Origin of the sequence: Streptomyces sp. P1-3, assembly GCF_050613155.1 — a bacterium.
Lineage (GTDB): Bacteria > Actinomycetota > Actinomycetes > Streptomycetales > Streptomycetaceae > Streptomyces.
In genome coordinates, this window is record NZ_CP192512.1 from 5,735,279 (window position 1) to 5,755,576 (window position 20,298).

Sequence of the window (20,298 nt, forward strand, 5' to 3'; positions counted from 1 at the left end):
TACGAGCTGCCACCGACTGTTCTCAATGCGTAATTATCAGGCCGTGCCCGGCTCTGACGTGAACCGGGTAAACGGGAGGAGATGACTATGCGTTTGATGAAAAGTGCGGCTCTGGGGATGTGTGTCGCGGCGCTGGCGGCAGTGCCCGCCATAGCGGCGCCAGAGGCTGGGGACGAGAACGTCACGGTGCGTGTGGCCGGTGAGGACCTGCGCGTCCCCCCCGCCGTGGCCGACAAGCTGAACTCCCCTGAGGGCTGGGGGGAGATGTCCCTTGAGGAATTGGAGGCTGCAGGCGTCAAGCCCGGCATGTCCGAGCCCGGCTCTGGGGAGTTCGCACCGATTCGAGCAGAGGTTGAGGTCACGACGGGTGCCGTCGCGGACCAAGAGCAGGACCATATACGGATGGATAGCATGTCCGGCCGGAACAAGAACGTTCGCATCACCCTCAAGGGGAGAAAGCTCAAGGTCGATCAGTGGAAGTCGATCGGCTATCACCCCCTTACGGGCCGTATGTGCACCTTCGCGGCGTACTGGCGAAACGGGCGGATCATCGGCACGAGCCGCACCCTGTGCGGTGATGACATCTTTCAGAGCTGGGCCGTGAACATGCCTATGCGCTTCCCTGACCAGACCAAGCTGTGCAACACCTGGGCCAACATCGCGGGTAAGCCCTGCGGCACCGTCCACGACTGATCGATGTCAGGGAAGCCGGCACACAGGAGGCCAGGACATGCGGAGCAAGCGGCATCGACGCCAGGTGGCGCAAACCGTCGCGCTGCTGAGAGACCCTGTCGAGTCGGCCAAGCTGAGTCGCAGGGAAGTGGAGCGGTTGCTCTTCGACCAGGATGTGTGGAAGGAGATGACCATCGATGACCTGACCCGGCTGGGCTTCCCTCCCGGTAGCGGCGACATCAACATCACCACGACCTAGGTCCGGCCGCCTGTTGGGAGGCACCTGACCGGCTCAGACGCCAGTGCGGCACCCCGCGCCCAACCAGCCAGTGCGATCGTTCCGTCCGACGCAGCCCTCAGAGTCAAGGTCACGGGGTGCCGCACTAGACGCCTTGCGGGCCGAACGAGGTGGACAGGGCAGCAGAGATCCTGCAGATGGCGCCCGTCTGGACTCGAATGCCGATGCGGGTAAGTGGGGGAGCGCCCGCGCCGCCCTTCCTCGCCGGTGCCGTGCAGCGCCCGCTCCACGGTCCGGTCGTCCAAGGCCAGCCCGTTCCAGCCGGGGACCGCCGTGAGGGGAAAGCCCACCCGTGCTGGATTGAGGACTCACGTTCACATGCGGTGTTCCCCGGGCGCGACCGCTGCCATCCAGTGGGCCGCTCCCCTACGTACGTGCCTGGGGCTGATAGGGCCGTTTGAGCCCACGGCACACGGTCCGTTCGTCACGCGTACGTGGCGAACGGACCGTGTGCCGTGCGAGCCGATCAGTCCACGAGGCCGTGATCCCAGGTGCCGGAGCGGACTTCGGCGACGAAGGACGCCCAGGCGGCGGCGGGGATGACCAGCGCGGGGCCGGTCTTGTCCTTGGAGTCGCGGATGCCGACGCGGCCGGTGGGGGTGAGGTCGGCGACCTCGACGCAGTTGGTGCCGTTCTCTGAGCTGTAGGAGGACTTGAGCCAAGCGTCTTCGAAGGCGACGTCGGGTGCCGTGTCGTGGGTCATGAGTCAGATCTCTCGGGCTAGTCGTTGCAGGAAGGCCGGTGTCTCGCCCGGGGCGAGGGCGGCCGCCCGCAGGGCATCGAACCTGCGGGTGAAGGTCCAGATCTCCGTGTCCTTGTCCGTGAGGTCCGCGACCTTGTGGGTGTCGATCTGGACGACCGTCGGAAGCGGGGAGCCGAACTCCAGCAGGGCGAAATTGAAACTCGACCAGTAGGCAGCCATGGCCATCGGCAGGATCTGCACCGTCACGTTGTCCTGCTGGGCGAGCCTGACGATCTCCTCGTACTGCTCGCGCATCACGTCCGGGCTGCCGACCGTCCGCCTCAGCGCAGCTTCGTCCAAGATGGTCCACAGCTCCAGCGGGCCATGAGGACGGTGGAGAACCTTCTTGCGCTCCATGCGGAGCTGGACGTTGCGCTCGACGAACGCGGTCGTCGTCTCATCGACTGGCTTGGCCGTCAGGAACATCTCGCGGGCGTAGCGCTCGGTCTGGAGCAGGCCGTAGACGACGTTCGGCTGCCAGGCGCGGATGCTGCGGGCCCCGCTCTCCAGGCCGACGAACATCGACATCCCGGACGGCATGACGTTGCGGAAGACGGACCACCAGCCCCGGTTGACCGAGTCCCGGTGGATCTCGACCAGGAAGTCGATGTCCTCGTCGGCGTCGACGCCGTAGCGATCCAGCAGTATCCGCAGGTCAGCGGCGGACTTGAGGGCGGTCAGGCCGTTTTCCGTGCGGTAGAGCTTGGTGACGGAGAAGGGGAGTCCTTCGACTGCCTGCTCCAGGGTGAGTTGGGACTTCTCTCGTAACTTCTTGAGCTCCCAGCCGAGTTGCATGCGTCGGACCGTGGGTCCGGTGGGTGCTGCCACGAGTTCGCCTCCTCGGGCGTCGAGTCTGCCATGTCGCGATGACAGCCCCAAGTGTGCTGCGGCTGGTTCGGCTTGTGCAGCCATTGGCTCGAACCGACGCATGTGCCAATTCTTTTGAGTTTTCGCGTTCGATTGTGTTCGCAGTTTTCGCGGCCCGAAGCTGGTTCCGCTACACCGGCCCCCGCGAAGCGGCATCAATGGAGATGGCCATGCCACAGCGAACTCCCCAAGAGGAACCACGTCCCCCGTTCCAGCTCGGTGACCATGTACGCGGCATCTCGTACGTGGCCCCGGAACGGCTTCGTTGGGAACGGCCCGAGTCGTTCGAAGGCGTCGTGGTCCAGGTCGGCAGCGGCTGGGCGGGGGTGGACGCCGAGCAGGCGTACGTGTGGTCGCGGTTAGAGGACCACACCGAACGCAAGTCGCTGGTGACGGAGACGCAACTGGTGCGGCGCGCTCAGGGGGGCCACGGTGGACCACACCGTCATCAAGGGCGCTGAGTGGATGCTGAGCCCCGAGACCGCTGAGGGCGCACCCCAGGGGATCTACGGCGCCCAGTGCCTCACCTGCGCGGAAGAATCCGGCTTGGTCGATGACGACACCCGCCCTGTCGGGGCATGGGCGATCGCACACACGCGGGACAACCCGACGCACCGACAGTTCCTGGTCACGACACACAAGCCCTGGCGGGTCGACCCCGTTCCCGCCATCCCCGCCGCCGAACCCGAACCCGATCAACCACCCCAGACCCCAAGGGCTCACGTGAAGCCGCGCACCCCACGGTTACCCCGCGCGCTCCGATCCGCGTTACGCCGCGCCCTGGCCTACTCGGGCCTGCTCTTCCTCGTAGGGATGTCCGTCGCCTCCGGCGTCGTCGTCGGCATGACTCTCGCCACGGCCTAGAACGCCCGTCGGCAACCCAAACGCGGCGCACGTGCTTACGGCCGGTCCGGGGCGGCCCGTGGCGGAACCGCGCAGGCGTCGGCGATCGCCGCGGTGTCCCAGTAGAAGGGGTGGACCTTGGTGATCCGGCCGTCCATGACCTTGATCGTCTGAAGAATCGGGAACGTGAGCTCGCGGCCGGTGGCACGGGCGCGGGCGTGGATCCGGGTGAGGACCACCGCGGTCTCGCCCGTCGCGAGGAACTCCTGCTCCGCCATGTCGAAGGATTCCCACACCTGGCTCATCATGAGGAAGAACCGTTCCATGCCCGCGTGTCCACGCCAGGTTCCGCCATAGGGCAGAGCGTCGGCCTGGTGCAGCACGACGTCGGGGGCGAAGAAGGGGGCGAGCAGGGCGAACGGGGCCCTGCCCGGCCCTCCGGCCGCCAGGTATTCCGCCTCCGCCGCATACATGCCGGTCAGGACGGTGGTCGAGTCAGTGGTGGGTTGAGTGGTCATGCCGCAAGTGTGATCAGCTGCGATAGACGGCGCTGGCGGCAATCAGACGTCGACATGTCTCTGGGGCCAGTCGCTGCACAGGTGGAGCTTCAGAGAAGTCAGGAGCGGGCCTCGTCCAAGAATTCGACCACGGCGGCCAGCTGCTGCACCGCGTGGAATGCTCGCCGTCAGACAACCCGCGAGACCTTGTAGGCGATCCCGCCCTCGATCAGATATCCCGACCCTACGCAGACGATGTCGTTCAGCCACGCATAGCGCTCCGCACCCGTTTCGAAGAGCGGGTTCGTCCGGAAGTAGTAGTGGGCAGGGTCGACTTGGTATCTCCTGACGGGGTCGGCGATATCGGATCGCCATTCGGGCGGGGTGATCCAGCGGCCGCCGTACGTCATGTGCACCAGAGCGCCGTCGTGGGTGCGCAGCGTCAGTCGGACATCCAGGGCCATCGATCCGTCGGGGCGGAACAACGCCCAGTCGCCGCCGCCCGGCAGCACGTCGCCGTAGAGGCTCGGGCCTTCGAACGAGCCGCCGGCGGCGCCGAAGAGGGTTCGCCGGCCGAATGGGCCGTCACCGAAGGTCAGGCGCGGATTCAGATCGATGACGATGTCGAAGAGGTGCTCCGTCCTCATCTCGCCGAGGGACTTCACTCGTGGGTCTGATGTCATGCGTGATCGCCTCCGAACAGTTTTCTGCGGACTGCGTCCGTCGAGACGCCCGATTGGGCACAGAGTTCCGACAGGTCGAAGTGGAACCACTCGCCGGAGATCAGGTCGTCCTGGAAAGAGAAGCGGATGAACACCGGTAGTTCGGCGCGCCTGCCGTTGGGGAGCGCGCCGAACCGGTCGCCGGTCATGGTCATCCGCGCCGTCCCCCAGCAGGCCAGGATGTCGCCGTTGGCGGCGTGGCCTTGCAGGGTGACGTCGTAGTCCGGGAATGACGCGAAGAACCGGGTCAGGGCCTCCTCGTTCTGCGCCAGGCCGTGAGCCGTCGTCCCGAAGGCCGGGGCCTCCAGCGCCATCTCCTGATGAAAGAGCTTCATGGCCGCGGGTACGTCCCGCCGGCTTTTGGCGGCGGCAAGCCCTTCCGCCAGTTCGACCATGCGATGGCTGTCCATGTGTGCCTCCTTCGGCTGCGCGCCCCGCGCCGTCGAACTAAACGTACGATCGGTCGTACGTTTAAGCAAGGGTGTGGCAGGATGGAGGTGATGGTGATGAACGAGCATGCGCGGCAGTCGGGTTCGGACGCGGAGGCCCGGTCGGCGGAACGAGTCGACGCGGGGGTGTCCGACCAGCGGCTCCTGCGTGGCGCGCGGGCCAGGCGGGCCATCGCCCGCCATGCCGTCGACGTCGCCTCGCTGGAAGGGCTCAACGGGCTCAGCATCGGCCGGCTGGCCACCGACCTCGGACTGAGCAAGAGCGGCGTCCAGACTCTCTTCGGGACGAAGGAGAACCTGCAGCTCGCCGCCGTGGAGGCGGCACGTGAGCAGTTCACCGACGCGGTCGTCGATCCCGTACAGGCCGTGCCGCGGGGCGCTGTCCGGCTACGCGCGCTGGTGGCACGCTGGATCTCGTACGCCGAGGCCCCGCTGTTCGCCGGCGGCTGCTTCTGGGGGGCGAACCTCCCCGACTTCGACAGCCGGCCGGGGAAGGTTCGCGACGCGCTGCTGCGTCAGCATCGGAACTGGCTCGCCCTCATCGCCGGCGAGCTGCGGCACGCCGTCGAGGCAGGGGAGATCGCCGACCTGGACGCCGACCTCGCGGCGTTCCAGATCGACGCCGTGCTCACCGCGGCGAACACGGCGATGCGCCTCGGCGACCACGGCGCCGTGGACAAGGTCCGCCGCGTGGTCGACGGAGTGCTCGTGTCTCCTTCCCGCTGAGCCGCGGTCGGCCCCGAGCAGCTGTGGCGCGTATCAGCCCTGGCGGACTCCGTCGAGGAAGTCCCGCATGGTCGCCAGCCACTCCTCGGTGCGCTCCGCGAACGGCAGGTGTCCGGTGGCGAGTTCGGTCAGGCGGGCGCCGGGGATGCCGTCGGCGAGTTCCCGGTGGTGGAAGGGCGTGACCAGGCTGTCGTGCGTCGTCGAGACGACGAGCGCCGGCACCGTGATCCCCGCGAGGTCGCCGCGTACGTCGACGCGCTCGACCAGGTCGAGGTGATCCGCTGTGCCGGGCGGGATGGTCGTCGCGGCCTGCTTGAGGGCGGTGTCGAGGGTGTCCTGGGCGAGGGCGTCCAAGGCGGGCGCACCCATGCCGATCAGGGCCGCGAAGCCCGCCATCCGCTCGGTGTCACCGGCCTGGAGGAGCTCCCGCCACAGCCGCACCGCGAGGCGGAGGCGCGGGTTCGGCCGGGCGAAGCCCGCGGTGAGGACGAGGGCCGTGACGCGTTCGGGGTGGCGGGTGGCCGCGCGGACGGCCACGGCCGCGCCCAGCGAGTATCCGGCGATGGCGAACGACTCCAGGCCCTCCTCCACGGCGGCGGCGACCAGTTCGTCGGCCAGCCCGTCCAGAGACAGCGGAGTGCTCGCCCGTGGGGTGCGTCCCGTGCCCGGGAAGTCCGGTCCGACCACGGTGTGGCGCTCGGCCAGACCGTCCAGTACCGGGCCGTAGTTGGACTCGATTCCCCCGCCCGCGCCGTGTGCGAGCAGCAGGCCGGGGCCCATACCTCGGACGACGCGGCCGAGCGAGGAGGACGGAACGGCAGGGGTGGACGTGGACATGCGCGTCTCTCTTTCGGTTACGGGGGACTTCCGCGAGAGGGACGCTAGGGCCTGACATCCATGTGAGGGTCAACTCGGGGAGCCGGACGCCCGCGGTCGTCGCGTCACCCCGAGCGCAGGAGTTCCCCGATGACGTGGCGCGCGTGCGCCGCCATGGCCGGATGCGTGTCCCGGTAGTACGACAGCTCCATGAGCGCGATCGACAGCGCCCAGCCGCGGCCTCGCGCCCACATCGCGTCGTCGGCATCCAGAGCCGCGCGGTAGACATCGCGCGCGTCGGCGGGCAGGACGTACCACGCCGCGATCAGGTCGACGGCGGGATCGCCCACACCCAGGCACCCGAAGTCGATGACGGCGCTGAGCCGTCCACGGGCGACCAGCAGGTTCCCGGGTTGCAGGTCCGCGTGGATCCAGACGGCCGGGCATGGCCACGCGGGTGCCCCCAGAGCCGCCTCCCACAGGGCGGTGGCCGCGCCGGAGTCAACGATCGCGCGCAGCTCCTCCAGCGCGGCGCGCGTCGCGGTGTCGCGTGCCGCCAAGGGTTCGCTGCGGTACGCGGGAGGCGCGTCCGCGGGGTCGATCCGGCGCAGCGCGGTGACGAACTCCGCCAGATCACCCGCCAGATCCCTTGCGAGCGGGCCGGATTCCGCGACGCGGTCCACGGTCGCCGGCTCGCCCTCCAGCCAGCGGTAGACGGACCAGGGCCAGGGATAGCCGTCGGCGGGCACGCCCTTGCCCAGCGGTACGGGAATGTCGACCGGAAGCGGCGGGGCGAGCCGGGGCAGCCACCGGTGCTCCTTCGCCACGTCGGCGGCGGCCCCCGCGATGCGGGGGAGTCGCACGACCATGTCCGGGCCGAGCCGGTACATGGCGTTGGAGGTGCCGGCGGAGTCGACCGGCGTGACGGGCAGGTCCGCCCACCGCGGGAACTGCGCGGTGAGCAACCGGCGTACGAGGGGTATGTCGATGTCCGCCTCGTCGGGGTGCATCCGGCCAGCGCTCATGAGCACAGGCTACAAAGCCCGGATCACGGCGACGCGGCAGGCGGCGGATTCCCCGGAGGCGGTCCGCCGGGCCTGGAAGGAGGCGGTCGGCCGGGCCTGGAAGGAGTGCGGTCCGTCGGGCCTGGCAAGGGGCCGGGCCCGCACACCACGCGCGGGCCCGGCCCCTGTTCCCGACCCGCGGGCCGTCAGGCCCTCACGCGTGCTCGCGCCACCGGTTGGTGATGGGCAGGCGGCGGTCCTTGCCGAAGCCCTTCGCCGAGATCTTGGTGCCCGGCGGGTACTGGCGGCGCTTGTACTCGGCCGTGTCCACCAGCCGCAGCACCCGCGCGACCAGCTCCTCCTCGAAGCCCGCCGCCACGACCTCCGCGCGGCCCTTGTCCTGGTCCACGTACAGCTCCAGGATCCGGTCCAGGACGTCGTAGTCGGGGAGCGAGTCGGTGTCCACCTGGCCGGGGCGCAGCTCCGCGCTCGGTGGCTTGGTGATGGAGTTCTCCGGGATGGGCGGGGTCTGGCCGCGGTCCCGCGCCGCCTGGTTGCGCCACTTGGCGAGGCGGAAGATCTGCGTCTTGTACACGTCCTTGATCGGGCCGTACGCGCCGACCGAGTCGCCGTAGAGCGTCGAATAGCCGCAGGCCAGCTCGGACTTGTTGCCCGGGGCGAGGACGATGTGGCCCTCCTGGTTGGAGATGGCCATCAGCGTCGTGCCGCGCAGCCGGGACTGGAGGTTCTCCTCGGCCAGGCCGGTCAGGCCCAGCGACTCCATGTACGCGTCGAACATCGGGGCGATCGGGACGGTGCGGAAGTTGAGGCCGGTGCGGCGCGCCAGTTCGGCGGCGTCGTCCTTGGAGTGCTCGGAGGAGTAGCGCGACGGCATCGAGACGCCGTACACGTTGCGAGCGCCGAGCGCGTCGCACGCGATGGCCGCGACCAGTGCCGAGTCGATGCCGCCGGACAGGCCGATCAGGACGCTGCGGAAGCCGTTCTTGGCGGCGTACGCGCGCAGGCCCACGACCAGCGCGGTGTACACCTCCTCGTCGTCGCCGAGCCGCTCGGCCTCGCCGCCGGCCAGCTCCGGTTCGCACGTCGGCAGCGGATCGGCGGACAGCGTGACGTGGTCGATGCGCAGGCCGTCGTCCACGGTGCCCGACGGGATCGCGTCCGGCGCGGCGGGCAGGTCGAGGTCGAGCAGCACGCAGCCCTCCGCGAACTGCGGCGCGCGCGCGATCACTTCGCCGTCGCGGTCCACGACGATCGAGTCGCCGTCGAAGACCAGCTCGTCCTGGCCGCCGATCATCGCCAGGTACGCGGTGGTGCACCCGGCCTCCTGGGCGCGCTTGCGGACCAGGTCCAGCCGCGTGTCGTCCTTCTCGCGCTCGTACGGGGAGGCGTTGATCGACAGCAGTAGACCGGCCCCCGCGGCGCGGGTGGCGGGCACCCGGCCGCCCTCCTGCCACAGGTCCTCGCAGATCGCCAGCGCCACGTCCACGCCGTGTACCCGGATGACGGGCAGCGTCTCGCCGGGGACGAAGTAGCGGAACTCGTCGAAGACGCCGTAGTTGGGCAGGTGGTGCTTGGCGAAGGTGAGGGCGATCTCGCCGCGGTGGAGTACGGCGGCGGCGTTCTGCGGGGCCCCGGCCGGCTGCCCGAACCGGGGCTGGGCCTGCTCGCTGCGATCGAGATAGCCGACGACCACGGGCAGCTCGCCGAAGCCCTCGTCGGCCAGGCGGGTGGCGAGCGCGCGCAGCGCGGCACGCGACGCCTCGACGAAGGAGAGGCGCAGCGCCAGGTCCTCGACGGGGTAGCCGGTCAGCGCCATCTCGGGGAAGGCCACCAGATGGGCGCCCTGCTCGGCGGAGTGCCGGGTCCAGTGGACGATCGTCTCGGCGTTTCCGGCGAGGTCGCCGACGGTCGAGTCGATCTGGTTCAGAGCGAGGCGAAGGTGAGGCACGCGGCCAGTGTAATCGTCTGTCTGACGCAATGGGGGTGTGGCGGGTGTGGGCCGCCCCACGTCGGGAGAGTCGGGAGAGTGGGGTGCGGGGCGGGCTCGAACCCGGGCCCCGCACCCCCTCCGTTCCGCCGCTACTTCTTCGACGCGTCGACCTTGAAGATCTTCGCCATGTCGTCCAGCACCATGTGCGCGCCCTGCACCGAGACCGACGTCATCCAGGTCTCGTCGTTCACCTGGTGCACGTTGCCCTTCTTGACGGCGTTCAGGCGCTTCCACAGCGGGTTGCCGAGGAACTTCTTCTCGCGCTCCTCGCCGCCGGAGAAGGTGGTGTAGAGGATGACGTCGCCGTCGGCCTGCCCGATCTGCTCCTCGCTGATCTCGATGTTGAAGTTCTTCGGATCACGCTGGTTCTTCGGCCGGGCCAGTCCCATGTCGGACAGGATGATGCCGCTGAAGGTCTTGGGCAGGTAGATGCGCGTGGGGCCGTCGACGAAGCGGACGATCGACACCTCCGGCTTGTCCGCCTTGGCGTTGACCGCGTCGCCGATCTTCTTCGCCCGCGTCTCGTACGAGGTCAGCAGCTCCTTGGCCTTGTCCTCCTTGCCGAGGGCCTTGCCGAGGAGGGTGAGGTTGTCCTTCCACAGCGGGCCGGTCGTCTCCACGAAGACGGTCGGCGCGATGTCCGAGAGCTTGTCGTACAGGTCCTCGTGGCGCACCGTCGCCGAGACGATCAGGTCGGGCTTGAGCGCCGCGATCGCCTCCAGGTTCGGGCTCTCCAGCGGGCCGACGTCCTTGGTGTCCTTGACCGCGTCGCCGAGGTACTTCGGGAACCCCTTCTGGTCGCGGTACGAGCCGATGCCGCCGCACAGCGGCCGGTCCAGCGCCACGACGGCCTCGACCAGGCTGTTGTCGAGGGCCACGACGCGCTTGGGCTGCGCCTCGATCTCGGTGCTGCCCTTGTCGTGCTTGACGGTCCGGGGGAAGCCCGCGGCCGACTCGGAACCGGCCTCGGACGACGAGCAGGGGCCGGACGCCTTGCTGTTGCTGTCGGAGTCGCTGCCGCAGGCGGTGGCCCCGACGGTCAGCGCGGCGGTGAGGACGAGGGCTCCGATTCGGCCACGCCAGCGGCGCCTGTCGATGTGCAGCACGGTGTTCCTTCCGGGGGAGCGGACAATACGCTGACAAGTTCTGCCAAGGTCTGCCAAGGTGATTAGGCAAGGCTTGCCTGCCTAAAGGCTGCGTAAGGTTAGCTGCCCGGCGTGCGCGGATCCACACGGGGGGTGGCCGAAAAGAGAAGGTTAGGCATGCCTTAACGTGTGCGCGTGCCCACGAAGCCCGCCCCCGCCGCCGCGCAGGATCCGAAGGCGACCGCCCCGCCACCCCGGCGGGCCTCCGCGCGCCTCGCCGTGCTGGTCGTCCTGCTCGCGCTGCTGGCCGTCGCGGGTTGCGCCTCGCTCGCCATCGGCACCAAGCCCGTTCCGCTGTCCGACGTCTTCGCCGCACTGGGCGGCAGCCGGGAGGGCGACGCGCTCGTCGTACGGGAGCTGCGCATGCCGCGCACGCTCCTCGGACTGCTCGTCGGCCTGGCCCTGGGCGCGGCGGGCGCGGTCGCGCAGGACATCACCCGCAACCCGCTGGGCGACCCCGGGCTCATCGGCATCAGCGCCGGAGCCTCGTTCGCCGTCGCGGCGAGCATCGGCGCGCTCGGCCTGACCAGCTCCCACCAGTACATCTGGTTCGCCTTCCTCGGCGGGGCGCTGGCCGGTCTGCTCGCGTACGCGGTCGGCGGCACCGGCTACGGCGGCGCGACCCCCGCCAAACTGGCCCTGGCCGGGGCCGCCGTCACGGCCCTGCTGGACGCCTGCACCAACACCCTGGTGCTGCTGGACGTCCGCACCCTCGACCAGTACCGCTTCTGGGCGGTCGGCTCCCTCGCCGGCCGCGACGCCGACCTGGTCTGGCAACTGCTGCCGTTCATCGCGGCCGGGCTGCTGCTGGCCCTCGGGCTGAGCGGACGGCTCAACGCCCTCGCCCTCGGCGACGACCTCGCCAGCACCCTGGGCACCCGGGTCCGCACCACCCGGGCGCTCGGCGGGCTCGCGGTCATCCTGCTCACCGGCGCGGCCGTCGCCGCCGCCGGCCCCATCACCTTCGTCGGCCTCGTCGTCCCGCATGTCGTACGGGCCTTCACCGGCCCCGACGCGCGCTGGCTCGTCCCGTGCTCGGCGCTCGGCGGGGCCGTCCTGCTGATCGGCGCCGACGTCATCGGGCGCATGGTCGTCCGCCCCGCCGAGCTGCAGGCCGGAGTGGTCACCGCGCTCGTCGGCGCACCGTTCCTCGCCCTGCTGGTCAAGCGCGGCAAGCTCAAGGAGCACACGCGATGAGAGTGGAGTTCGGGCCGGTCGGCGTACGGCTGCGCCCCAGGATCGCCGTCACGGTCGCCGGGCTCGCGCTGGCCGGCTTCGCCGCCCTCGTCGCGTCGGTGTCGATCGGCACGTTCCACATCCCCCTGCGGGACGTGCTCGGCGCCGTCCTCGGCTACGGCGACGGCGACGCCGACCTGATCGTCCACCAGCTCCGGCTGCCGCGCGCCCTGACCGCTCTCCTGGCCGGGGCCGCCTTCGGCGTCGCCGGCGCGATCTACCAGGCCGTCACCCGCAACCCCCTGGCCAGCCCCGACCTCATCGGCATCTCGGCCGGGGCCGGGGTGGGCGCCGTCACCGCCATCCTCGTCGGCGGGGTCACCGCGGCCGGCGCCGGGACCTTCGGCGCGGTGCCCTTCGGGGCGCTGGCCGGGGCGATCGCCACCGCCGCGGTGATCTACCTGCTGGCCTACCGGGGCGGCACCATCACCGGCTACCGCTTCGTCCTCGTCGGCCTCGCCGCGAACGGCGCGCTGGTCGCGCTCACCCGCTGGCTGCTGACCCGCGCCGACATCGACCAGGCGTCCCGTGCCATGGTCTGGCTCACCGGCAGCCTCAACGGGCGCGGCTATGAGCACGTCCGCTGGGCCGGGTACGCGCTCCTCCTCCTGGTCCCGCTCACGCTCGCCCTGGCCCGCCCCTACCAGCTGCTGCAGTTCGACGACGACACCGCCCTCAGCCTCGGCATCCCGCTGGCCCGGGCCCGGATCGCCCTGCTGGTACTGGCCACCTGCCTGACCGCCGTGGCCACCGCCGCCGTCGGCCCCGTGGCCTTCATCGCCCTGGGCGCCCCGCAGATCGCCCGCTGGCTCGCCGGAACCGCCGGGATCCCCCTGGTCATCAGCGGAATGGTCGGCGCCGTCCTGCTGCTGCTCGCCGACCTCGCCGCCCGCCAGGTCTTCGCCCCGACCGAGCTGCCGGTCGGCATCATCACCGGCGCCATCGGCGCGCCCTACCTGCTGCTGCTGCTCGCCCGCGCCAACCGGGCCGGAAAGGGAGGCTGACCATGGCCGACATGGCCGATACGACGGGCGCCCCCGGCTCGGCGGACCCGCACGGTGCGGCGAAGACCGCCGGGGCGAAGAGCGCTGAGGCGGGCGCGCCTGGCGCCGTGCTCGGCGGCACCGGGCTGCGCCTGGCGTACGGCGACCGTGTCGTCGCCGACGGACTCGACCTGGAGATCCCCGCGGGCCGGGTGACCGCCCTGGTCGGCCCCAACGCCTGCGGCAAGTCCACCGCGCTGCGCGCCCTGGCCCGCCTCCTCAAGCCCGCCGCCGGGGCCGTCCACCTCGACGGCCGGGACATCGCCGGGCTCTCGGCCCGCGACCTCGCCCTCCGGCTCGCCCTGCTGCCGCAGAGCCCCGCCGCGCCGGACGGGATCACCGTCCGGGACCTGGTCGCCCGTGGCCGTACCCCGCATCAGCGCTGGTGGCGGCAGTGGTCCTCGACCGACGACGCCGCGGTCGACGCCGCGCTGGAGGCCACCGGGGCCGCCTCGCTGGCCGACCGCTCCCTGGACGAACTCTCCGGCGGCCAGCGCCAGCGGGTGTGGATCGCGATGGCGCTGGCCCAGGACACCTCCGTACTCCTCCTGGACGAGCCCACCACCTACCTCGACCTCGCCCACCAGGTCGACGTCCTGGAGCTGGTCAGCGAGCTCAACCGGTCCGACGGCCGCACCGTCGTGATGGTCCTGCACGAGCTCAACCTCGCCTGCCGCTACGCCGACCACCTGATCGCCATGCGCGACGGCCGGGTCGCCGCCGCCGGTCCGCCCGCCGACGTCGTCACCCCGGACCTCGTCCACGACGTCTTCGGCATGCGCGCCGCCGTCATCGAGTGCCCCGTCGCGGGCACCCCGCTCGTCATCCCCGAAGGCGGTCGCCGTACGACCCGCTGAGCACGGCCACCACGTGTCCCGGGTGCGCGGCCGTCCGGGAGTCGACCACATACGCACCAACAGGCAATATGGGCAGCACAGCGGTACATCCGTACGAGGTGAGGCGCAAGAGCCGCGTCTCGACCCGTGTGCGCAACCCACGCGTAACGGTGTGGTGGGATGCTCAGGTGCCCCCGATGTGCCCCGCGGCCTGGGAACGGGCGGCCTGACCTGCGAGGATGGGTGGATATGGATAAGCAGCAGGAGTTCGTGCTCCGCACGCTCGAAGAGCGCGACATCCGGTTCGTGCGGCTGTGGTTCGCCGATGTGCTCGGCTTCCTCAAGTCCGTGGCGGTGGCCCCCGCCGAACTGGAGCAGGCCTTTGACGAGGGCATCGGCTTCGACGGCTCCGCGATCGAGGGCTTCGCCCGCGTCTACGAGTCCGACATGATCGCCAAGCCGGACCCGAGCACCTTCCAGATCCTGCCCTGGCGCGCCGAGGCCCCCGGCACCGCCCGGATGTTCTGCGACATCCTGATGCCGGACGGCTCCCCGTCCTACGCCGACCCGCGCTACGTCCTCAAGCGCATCCTCGCCAAGACCTCCGACCTCGGGTTCACCTTCTACACCCACCCCGAGATCGAGTTCTTCCTGCTCAAGGACAAGCCGGTGGACGGCTCCCGGCCGGTCCCGGCCGACTCCTCCGGCTACTTCGACCACACCCCGCAGAACGTCGGCATGGACTTCCGCCGCCAGGCGATCACCATGCTCGAATCCATGGGCATCTCGGTCGAGTTCTCCCACCACGAGGGCGCCCCCGGCCAGCAGGAGATCGACCTGCGGTACGCCGACGCGCTCTCCACCGCCGACAACATCATGACCTTCCGCCTGGTCATGAAGCAGGTCGCGCTGGAGCAGGGCGTCCAGGCCACCTTCATGCCCAAGCCGTTCTCGGAGTTCCCCGGCTCCGGCATGCACACCCACCTGTCCCTCTTCGAGGGCGACCGGAACGCGTTCTACGAGTCCGGCGCCGAGTTCCAGCTCTCCAAGGTCGGCCGGTCCTTCATCGCCGGTCTGCTGCGGCACGCCGGCGAGATCTCCGCCGTGACCAACCAGTGGGTCAACTCCTACAAGCGCATCTGGGGCGGCGCGAACCGCACCGCGGGCGCCGGCGGCGAGGCGCCCTCGTACATCTGCTGGGGCCACAACAACCGCTCCGCGCTGGTCCGCGTCCCGCTCTACAAGCCCGGCAAGACCGGCTCCACCCGCATCGAGGTCCGGTCCCTCGACTCCGGCGCCAACCCCTATCTGGCGTACGCGGTGCTGCTGGCGGCGGGCCTGAAGGGCATCGAGGAGGGGTACGAACTCCCGGCCGGCGCCGACGACGACGTGTGGGCCCTGTCCGACGCCGAGCGGCGTTCGCTCGGCATCGAGCCGCTGCCGCAGAACCTCGGCGAGGCCATCTCCCTGATGGAGCGCAGCGAACTGGTCGCCGAGACCCTCGGCGAGCACGTCTTCGACTTCTTCCTGCGCAACAAGAAGCAGGAGTGGGAGGAGTACCGCTCCGAGGTCACCGCCTTCGAGCTGCGCAAGAGCCTTCCGGTGCTGTAGCGGATCCCGCCACGGCGGTTCGGCGGATCCCGCCCCGGCGGTTCCTCGGCGGGGCGGGATCCGGCCGCCGGGCCGCCGCCGCGCCGCCGGGGCTAAGCTCGCAGGCGAGCGATCATGAGGCAGGCAGTGGAAGGCGGTGCGCCGTGCTGCACGGGCGACGGGACAGCCGGTTCGGGCGACTGCTGCGGTACGGGTTCAACGACCCGGCGGCGGCCGAGCGCCTGCTCGATCTGCCCGAGCTGGCCGGGGTGCGCGGCGACCCCGTGCTGCTGGACGCGCTCGGCGGCACCGCCGACCCCGACATGGCGCTGCGCGGACTCGTGCGCCTGGTGGAGGCGCTGCCCGGCCCCGAGGACGCCGGCGGCACGGGGCGCGAAGGCACCCGGCAGGCGCTCCTCGACACGCTCGTCACCGCCAAGCCGCTGCGCGACCGGCTGCTCGGCGTGCTCGGCGCCTCCGAGGCGCTGGGCGACCACCTGGCCCGCCACCCGCGGGACTGGCAGTCGCTGGTCACCTACGAGGCGGCGGACCTGCACCCCACCACCCCGGAGTTCGAGCGGGCCCTCGCCGAGGGCATCTGGGGCTCGTCCGGCGCCGACCGCCCGCGGCCCGACGCGCTGCGCGCCGCCTACCGCCGCGCCCTGCTGGGCATCGCGGCCCGCGACGTCTGCGGCACCATCGACGTCGTCCAGTCCGCCGCCGAGCTGGCCGACCTCGCCACCGCCACCCTCCGGGCCGCCCTGGAGATCGCCTCGGAGGAGCAGCCCGCGGACGCCGCGCGCTGCCGGCTCGCGGTGATCGGCATGGGCAAGTGCGGCGGCCGGGAACTCAACTACGTCTCGGACGTGGACGTCATCTTCGTCGCCGAGCCCGCGGTGGAGGACGGCGGACGGGAGGGCGAGGAGGCCAAGGCCCTCCAGGCCGCCACCCGGCTGGCCTCCCGCATGATGCGGATCTGCTCCGACGTCACCGCCGAGGGCACCATCTGGCCCGTCGACGCCAACCTCCGCCCCGAGGGGCGCAACGGGCCGCTGGTCCGCACCCTCTCCAGCCATCTGGCGTACTACCAGCGGTGGGCCAAGACCTGGGAGTTCCAGGCCCTGCTCAAGGCCCGGCCGGTGGCGGGCGACCCGCGGCTGGGCCAGGAGTACGTGGACGCCGTCGCCCCCCTGGTGTGGCAGGCCGCCGACCGGGAGAACTTCGTCCCCGACGTCCAGCAGATGCGCCGCCGCGTGGTGGAGAACATCCCCGCCGCCCAGGTCGACCGCGAACTCAAGCTCGGCCCCGGCGGCCTGCGCGACGTGGAGTTCGCCGTCCAGCTGCTCCAGCTCGTGCACGGGCGCACCGACACGACCCTGCGCAGCGGCACCACCCTCGACGCGCTCGCCGCACTGGCGGTCGGCGGCTATGTGGGCCGCGCCGACGCCGCCGCGCTGGACACCTCGTACCGCTTCCTGCGCTCCATGGAGCACCGCATCCAGCTCTACCGGCTGCGCCGCACCCATCTGGTACCCGAGGGCGAGGCCGAACTGCGCCGCCTCGGCCGTTCGTTGGGCTTCCGTACGGAGCCGGTCAGCGAGCTCGGCAAGGTGTGGCGGCAGCACGCGCGCGAGGTCCGGCGGCTGCACGAGAAGCTGTTCTACCGGCCCCTGTTGGACGCCGTCGCCCGGCTGGAGCCCGGTGCCGCCCGGCTCAGCGCCGAGGCGGCCGTCCAGCGGCTGGTGGCGCTCGGCTATGCCGACCCGGCAGGCGCTTTGCGCCATCTGGAGGCGCTTGCCTCAGGAGTCACCCGGAAGGCGGCGATTCAGCGTACGCTGCTGCCCGTGCTGCTGGGCTGGTTCGCCGACTCCGCAGACCCCGACGCGGGCCTGCTGAACTTCCGTAAGGTGTCCGACGCGCTGGGCAAGACGCCGTGGTATCTGCGGCTGCTGCGGGACGAGGGCGCCGCCGCGGAGAATCTGGCGCGGGTGCTGTCCGCCGGACGGCTCGCTCCGGACCTGCTGCTGCGCGCCCCCGAGGCGGTCGCCCTGCTCGGCGACCCGGGGGGGCTCAGACCCCGCGGCCGACCAGCCCTGGAACAGGAGATCCTCGCGGCGGTCGGCCGCGCCGACGGCGGTGAGCAGGCGGTGGCGGCGGCCCGCGGCGTACGGCGGCGCGAGCTGTTCCGTACGGCCGCGGCGGACATCATCGGCGCGTACCGCAACGGCGGGATCCACGTGGGCGGCGGCGGGCTGCACCGCAACGGCGCGGCCGGGCCCGCGCCGGGCGGTCTCCTCCAAGGTGTGCCCGCGAGCGGTCCGGGTGGCGCGACGGCGGCTCCCGGCGCACCTCGCGGCCTCTCCGGCGGTGCGTCGGCGCGTGGTTCGGGCGGCGGTGCGGTACGGGGCCCGGGCGGCGGCACGGCGGCAGGCGGCCCCGGCGCACCCGGCGGCGTGTCCGGACGCGGTGCACTCCGCGGCCGTGGCGCGGCCGGCGGCGCGCAGGCGGGCGGGACCGGCGGGACCGGCGGCGCGGCGGCCCGGCCCGGCGGACTCCGGCCGGGCGCGTCAGGCGCGTCCGCTCCGTCAGGCACGTCCGCCCTCGGCTCCGGTGGCTTGGGAGCCGGTGCCGCCCTGTCCTCCCCGGACCCCGCCCACGACGACCTCGGCGCCTCCGTCGACCTGGTCGGCGGTGCCGTCTCCGACATCAACGCCGCCACCCTCGCGGGCGCGCTGCGCGCCGCCGTACGCGACGCCTGGGGCGACACGCTGCCGACCCGCTTCACGGTCATCGGCATGGGCCGCTTCGGCGGCCACGAACTCGGCTACGGCTCGGACGCCGACGTGCTCTTCGTCCACGAGCCGCGCGACGGCGTCGAGGAGCAGGAGGCATCCCGGGCCGCCTTCGCCGTCGCCAACGAGATGCGGCGGCTCCTCCAACTGCCCACCGTCGACCCGCCCTTGCACATCGACGCCGACCTGCGCCCGGAGGGCAAGTCGGGGCCGCTGGTGCGCACCCTCGCCAGCTACGCCGCCTACTATCGGCGCTGGTCGCTGGTCTGGGAGAGCCAGGCGCTGCTGCGGGCCGAGCCCGTCGCCGGCGACCTGGAGCTCGGCCGCCGCTTCACCGACCTCATCGACCCGCTGCGCTACCCGGCCGAGGGCCTGGGCGAGGACGCGGTCCGGGAGATCCGGCGGCTCAAGGCCCGCATGGAGAGCGAACGGCTGCCGCGCGGCGCGGACCCGACCCTGCACACCAAGCTGGGCCGCGGCGGGCTCTCCGACGTGGAGTGGACCGTGCAGCTGATCCAGATGCGGCACGGCTGGGCCGAGCCGGGGCTGCGCACCACCCGTACCCGCGAGGCCCTGGCCGCCGCGCACGCGGCACGGCTGATCGACACGGAGGACGCGCAGACCCTCGACGAGGCGTGGGTGCTGGCGACCCGGGTGCGCAACGCGGTGATGCTGGTGCGCGGCAGGCCCGGCGACACCTTCCCCGGCGGCAGCCGCGAACTCGCCGCCGTGGGCCGGTATCTCGGGTACGAGCCCGGCCACGTCGGCGAGATGCTCGACGACTACCGCAGGATCACCCGCCGCGCCCGCGCCGTGGTGGAACGGCTCTTCTACGGCGGCTGAGCGGGTCCACGACGTGTTCCGGTGCGGGGGCTTCCCCTGTCCCTCCCCCTACGCCCTGGGGGCGTGGGGGGACCCCCACCTTCCCGGCCGCGCCCGATATGCGGCTACCGCCGCGTGAGGGGCTCCGCCCCAGACCCCGGGGTTCCAGGGGCGGAGCCCCTGCCACGCGGCGGAGCCGCGCATGAGACGCGGTGCCGCGTGGCACACCGGAGAGGCCCTACGCCCGCGGCCGGGCGGGAGGGACCGCGGCGCGCTGCCGTACCAGGTCAGGGCCAAGGGCGGAACCGCCGCCGCCCCGCGGCGCCGGCGCGAACAGCTGCTCCAGGACCACCGCCACCCCGTCCTCGTCGTTGCGCGGCGCCACCTCGTGCGCGACGGCGCGCAGGTCCGGGTGCGCGTTGCCCATCGCGACCCCGTACCCCGCCCAGGTCAGCAGCGGGATGTCGTTCGGCATGTCACCGAAGGCGATGGTCTCGGACGGGGTGAATCCCAGCCGCTCGGCCGCGCGCCGCAGCCCGGCCGCCTTGGTGACCCCGGCGGGCAGCACCTCGACCATGCCCTTCTCGGAGTGCGTGACCGACACGTCGGCCCCGCCGACCCGCGCCGCCGTCTGGGCGACCAGCTCGTCCGGCAGCTCCCGGTGGCACAGCAGCACCTTCTCGATGGGCTGGGCGAACAGCTCCGCGGGGTCCTCGACCCGACCCCACTCGGGCCGCATCCGGTCGGTGAAGCGCGGCGTGATCACGAAGCGGTTCACGGGCGCGGCCGTGACCACCGCCAGCTCCAGCCGCGTCCCGCCCAGCGCCCGCTCCGTACGGTCCACCACCGAGCGGGCCAGGTCCCGGTCGAGCTCGGCGCTGCTCAGGAGCCGGTCCGCCGTCGCGTCGTACAGCTGCGCCCCCTGCCCGCACACCGCGAGGCCCTGGTAGCCGATCGCGGTGAGGAACGGCCGGCAGGAGGCGGCGGGCCGCCCGGTGACCACGATGTGGCGCGCCCCGCCGTCCGCGGCCAGCGCGAGTGCCGCGCGGGTACGGGGCGAGATGGTCCGGTCGCTGCGCAGCAGCGTGCCGTCCAGGTCCGTGGCGACGACGGATAAGCGGGACCGTGCCGGGCGGCGCGGCGCCCCCACGCCCTGCCGCGGGCCCAGGGTGCATGACATGTCGGGT

The 20,298-nt window shown here is 71.7% G+C and carries 19 protein-coding genes and 1 pseudogene; 10 read left to right on the forward strand and 10 right to left on the reverse strand.

The window, feature by feature from the left end; all coding sequences use genetic code 11:
- Positions 1 to 87 precede the first annotated feature (87 nt).
- Both ACQUSR_RS24425 and ACQUSR_RS24430 read left to right on the forward strand, forming a co-directional pair.
- The gene (locus ACQUSR_RS24425) at positions 88 to 693 is read left to right on the forward strand and encodes a hypothetical protein (RefSeq protein WP_431044752.1); all 606 of its coding nucleotides are present in this window, start codon (positions 88 to 90) and stop codon (positions 691 to 693) included.
- Between the two features lie 64 nt (positions 694 to 757).
- Positions 758 to 931 (forward strand): hypothetical protein, encoded by a 174-nt coding sequence (locus ACQUSR_RS24430; protein ID WP_431044753.1) that lies wholly within the window; start codon positions 758 to 760, stop codon positions 929 to 931.
- Between the two features lie 505 nt (positions 932 to 1,436).
- Here the strand turns inward: ACQUSR_RS24430 and ACQUSR_RS24435 are convergent.
- On the reverse strand, positions 1,437 to 1,673 hold the full coding sequence (locus ACQUSR_RS24435; protein ID WP_431044754.1) for a DUF397 domain-containing protein: 237 nt from the start codon (positions 1,671 to 1,673) through the stop codon (positions 1,437 to 1,439).
- A 3-nt stretch (positions 1,674 to 1,676) separates the two neighbouring features.
- Positions 1,677 to 2,540, reverse strand: a complete 864-nt coding sequence (locus ACQUSR_RS24440; RefSeq protein ID WP_431044755.1) for a helix-turn-helix domain-containing protein — start codon at positions 2,538 to 2,540, stop codon at positions 1,677 to 1,679.
- Between the two features lie 209 nt (positions 2,541 to 2,749).
- On the opposite strand from ACQUSR_RS24440, the gene ACQUSR_RS24445 reads away from it, so the two are divergent.
- Positions 2,750 to 3,040 (forward strand): hypothetical protein, encoded by a 291-nt coding sequence (locus ACQUSR_RS24445; protein WP_431044756.1) that lies wholly within the window; start codon positions 2,750 to 2,752, stop codon positions 3,038 to 3,040.
- A complete protein-coding gene (locus ACQUSR_RS24450; RefSeq protein ID WP_431044757.1) occupies positions 3,012 to 3,443 on the forward strand; it encodes a hypothetical protein in 432 nt (143 codons plus the stop codon). The genes ACQUSR_RS24445 and ACQUSR_RS24450 overlap by 29 nt, the downstream gene beginning before the upstream one ends.
- A gap of 35 nt (positions 3,444 to 3,478) precedes the next feature.
- Here ACQUSR_RS24450 and ACQUSR_RS24455 read toward each other — a convergent pair whose 3' ends face one another.
- The 3 genes from ACQUSR_RS24455 to ACQUSR_RS24465 form a co-directional block, all read right to left on the reverse strand.
- Positions 3,479 to 3,940, reverse strand: a complete 462-nt coding sequence (locus ACQUSR_RS24455) for a nuclear transport factor 2 family protein (protein ID WP_431044758.1) — start codon at positions 3,938 to 3,940, stop codon at positions 3,479 to 3,481.
- Positions 3,941 to 4,107: 167 nt separating this feature from the next.
- A complete protein-coding gene (locus tag ACQUSR_RS24460; RefSeq protein WP_431044759.1) occupies positions 4,108 to 4,566 on the reverse strand; it encodes a DUF3237 domain-containing protein in 459 nt (152 codons plus the stop codon).
- 32 nt (positions 4,567 to 4,598) lie between these two features.
- Positions 4,599 to 5,051, reverse strand: coding sequence for an ester cyclase (locus tag ACQUSR_RS24465; protein ID WP_431044760.1), 453 nt, complete (start codon positions 5,049 to 5,051; stop codon positions 4,599 to 4,601).
- A 96-nt stretch (positions 5,052 to 5,147) separates the two neighbouring features.
- Here ACQUSR_RS24465 and ACQUSR_RS24470 point away from each other — a divergent pair, with 96 nt between their 5' ends.
- On the forward strand, positions 5,148 to 5,816 hold the full coding sequence (locus tag ACQUSR_RS24470; RefSeq protein WP_431044761.1) for a TetR/AcrR family transcriptional regulator: 669 nt from the start codon (positions 5,148 to 5,150) through the stop codon (positions 5,814 to 5,816).
- Between the two features lie 33 nt (positions 5,817 to 5,849).
- Here ACQUSR_RS24470 and ACQUSR_RS24475 read toward each other — a convergent pair whose 3' ends face one another.
- The 4 genes from ACQUSR_RS24475 to ACQUSR_RS24490 form a co-directional block, all read right to left on the reverse strand.
- Positions 5,850 to 6,653: an alpha/beta fold hydrolase gene (locus tag ACQUSR_RS24475; protein ID WP_431044762.1), complete on the reverse strand. Its 804-nt coding sequence runs from the start codon at positions 6,651 to 6,653 to the stop codon at positions 5,850 to 5,852.
- A 104-nt stretch (positions 6,654 to 6,757) separates the two neighbouring features.
- Positions 6,758 to 7,657: an aminoglycoside phosphotransferase family protein gene (locus tag ACQUSR_RS24480; RefSeq protein WP_431044763.1), complete on the reverse strand. Its 900-nt coding sequence runs from the start codon at positions 7,655 to 7,657 to the stop codon at positions 6,758 to 6,760.
- A 193-nt stretch (positions 7,658 to 7,850) separates the two neighbouring features.
- Entirely contained in the window at positions 7,851 to 9,605 is a 1,755-nt protein-coding gene (locus tag ACQUSR_RS24485) for an NAD+ synthase (RefSeq protein WP_431044764.1), read from the reverse strand.
- 131 nt (positions 9,606 to 9,736) lie between these two features.
- Positions 9,737 to 10,753 carry an ABC transporter substrate-binding protein gene (locus tag ACQUSR_RS24490; protein WP_431044765.1) on the reverse strand — a complete coding sequence of 339 codons (1,017 nt, stop codon included), beginning with the start codon at positions 10,751 to 10,753 and terminating at the stop codon, positions 9,737 to 9,739.
- Positions 10,754 to 10,927: 174 nt separating this feature from the next.
- On the opposite strand from ACQUSR_RS24490, the gene ACQUSR_RS24495 reads away from it, so the two are divergent.
- The 5 genes and pseudogenes from ACQUSR_RS24495 to ACQUSR_RS24515 all read left to right on the forward strand — a co-directional run bounded on the left by ACQUSR_RS24495 (position 10,928) and on the right by ACQUSR_RS24515 (position 19,132).
- The gene (locus tag ACQUSR_RS24495) at positions 10,928 to 11,989 is read left to right on the forward strand and encodes a FecCD family ABC transporter permease (RefSeq protein WP_431044766.1); all 1,062 of its coding nucleotides are present in this window, start codon (positions 10,928 to 10,930) and stop codon (positions 11,987 to 11,989) included.
- On the forward strand, positions 11,986 to 13,032 hold the full coding sequence (locus ACQUSR_RS24500) for a FecCD family ABC transporter permease (protein WP_431044767.1): 1,047 nt from the start codon (positions 11,986 to 11,988) through the stop codon (positions 13,030 to 13,032). The genes ACQUSR_RS24495 and ACQUSR_RS24500 overlap by 4 nt, the downstream gene beginning before the upstream one ends.
- 11 nt (positions 13,033 to 13,043) lie before the next feature.
- Positions 13,044 to 13,928: an ABC transporter ATP-binding protein gene (locus ACQUSR_RS24505; RefSeq protein ID WP_431044768.1), complete on the forward strand. Its 885-nt coding sequence runs from the start codon at positions 13,044 to 13,046 to the stop codon at positions 13,926 to 13,928.
- A 228-nt stretch (positions 13,929 to 14,156) separates the two neighbouring features.
- Positions 14,157 to 15,518, forward strand: a complete 1,362-nt coding sequence (locus ACQUSR_RS24510; RefSeq protein ID WP_431044769.1) for a glutamine synthetase family protein — start codon at positions 14,157 to 14,159, stop codon at positions 15,516 to 15,518.
- A 146-nt stretch (positions 15,519 to 15,664) separates the two neighbouring features.
- A pseudogene (locus tag ACQUSR_RS24515) lies at positions 15,665 to 19,132 on the forward strand (bifunctional [glutamine synthetase] adenylyltransferase/[glutamine synthetase]-adenylyl-L-tyrosine phosphorylase).
- A 217-nt stretch (positions 19,133 to 19,349) separates the two neighbouring features.
- Here ACQUSR_RS24515 and ACQUSR_RS24520 read toward each other — a convergent pair.
- The gene (locus ACQUSR_RS24520; RefSeq protein WP_431044770.1) at positions 19,350 to 20,291 is read right to left on the reverse strand and encodes an HAD family hydrolase; all 942 of its coding nucleotides are present in this window, start codon (positions 20,289 to 20,291) and stop codon (positions 19,350 to 19,352) included.
- Positions 20,292 to 20,298 lie beyond the last annotated feature (7 nt).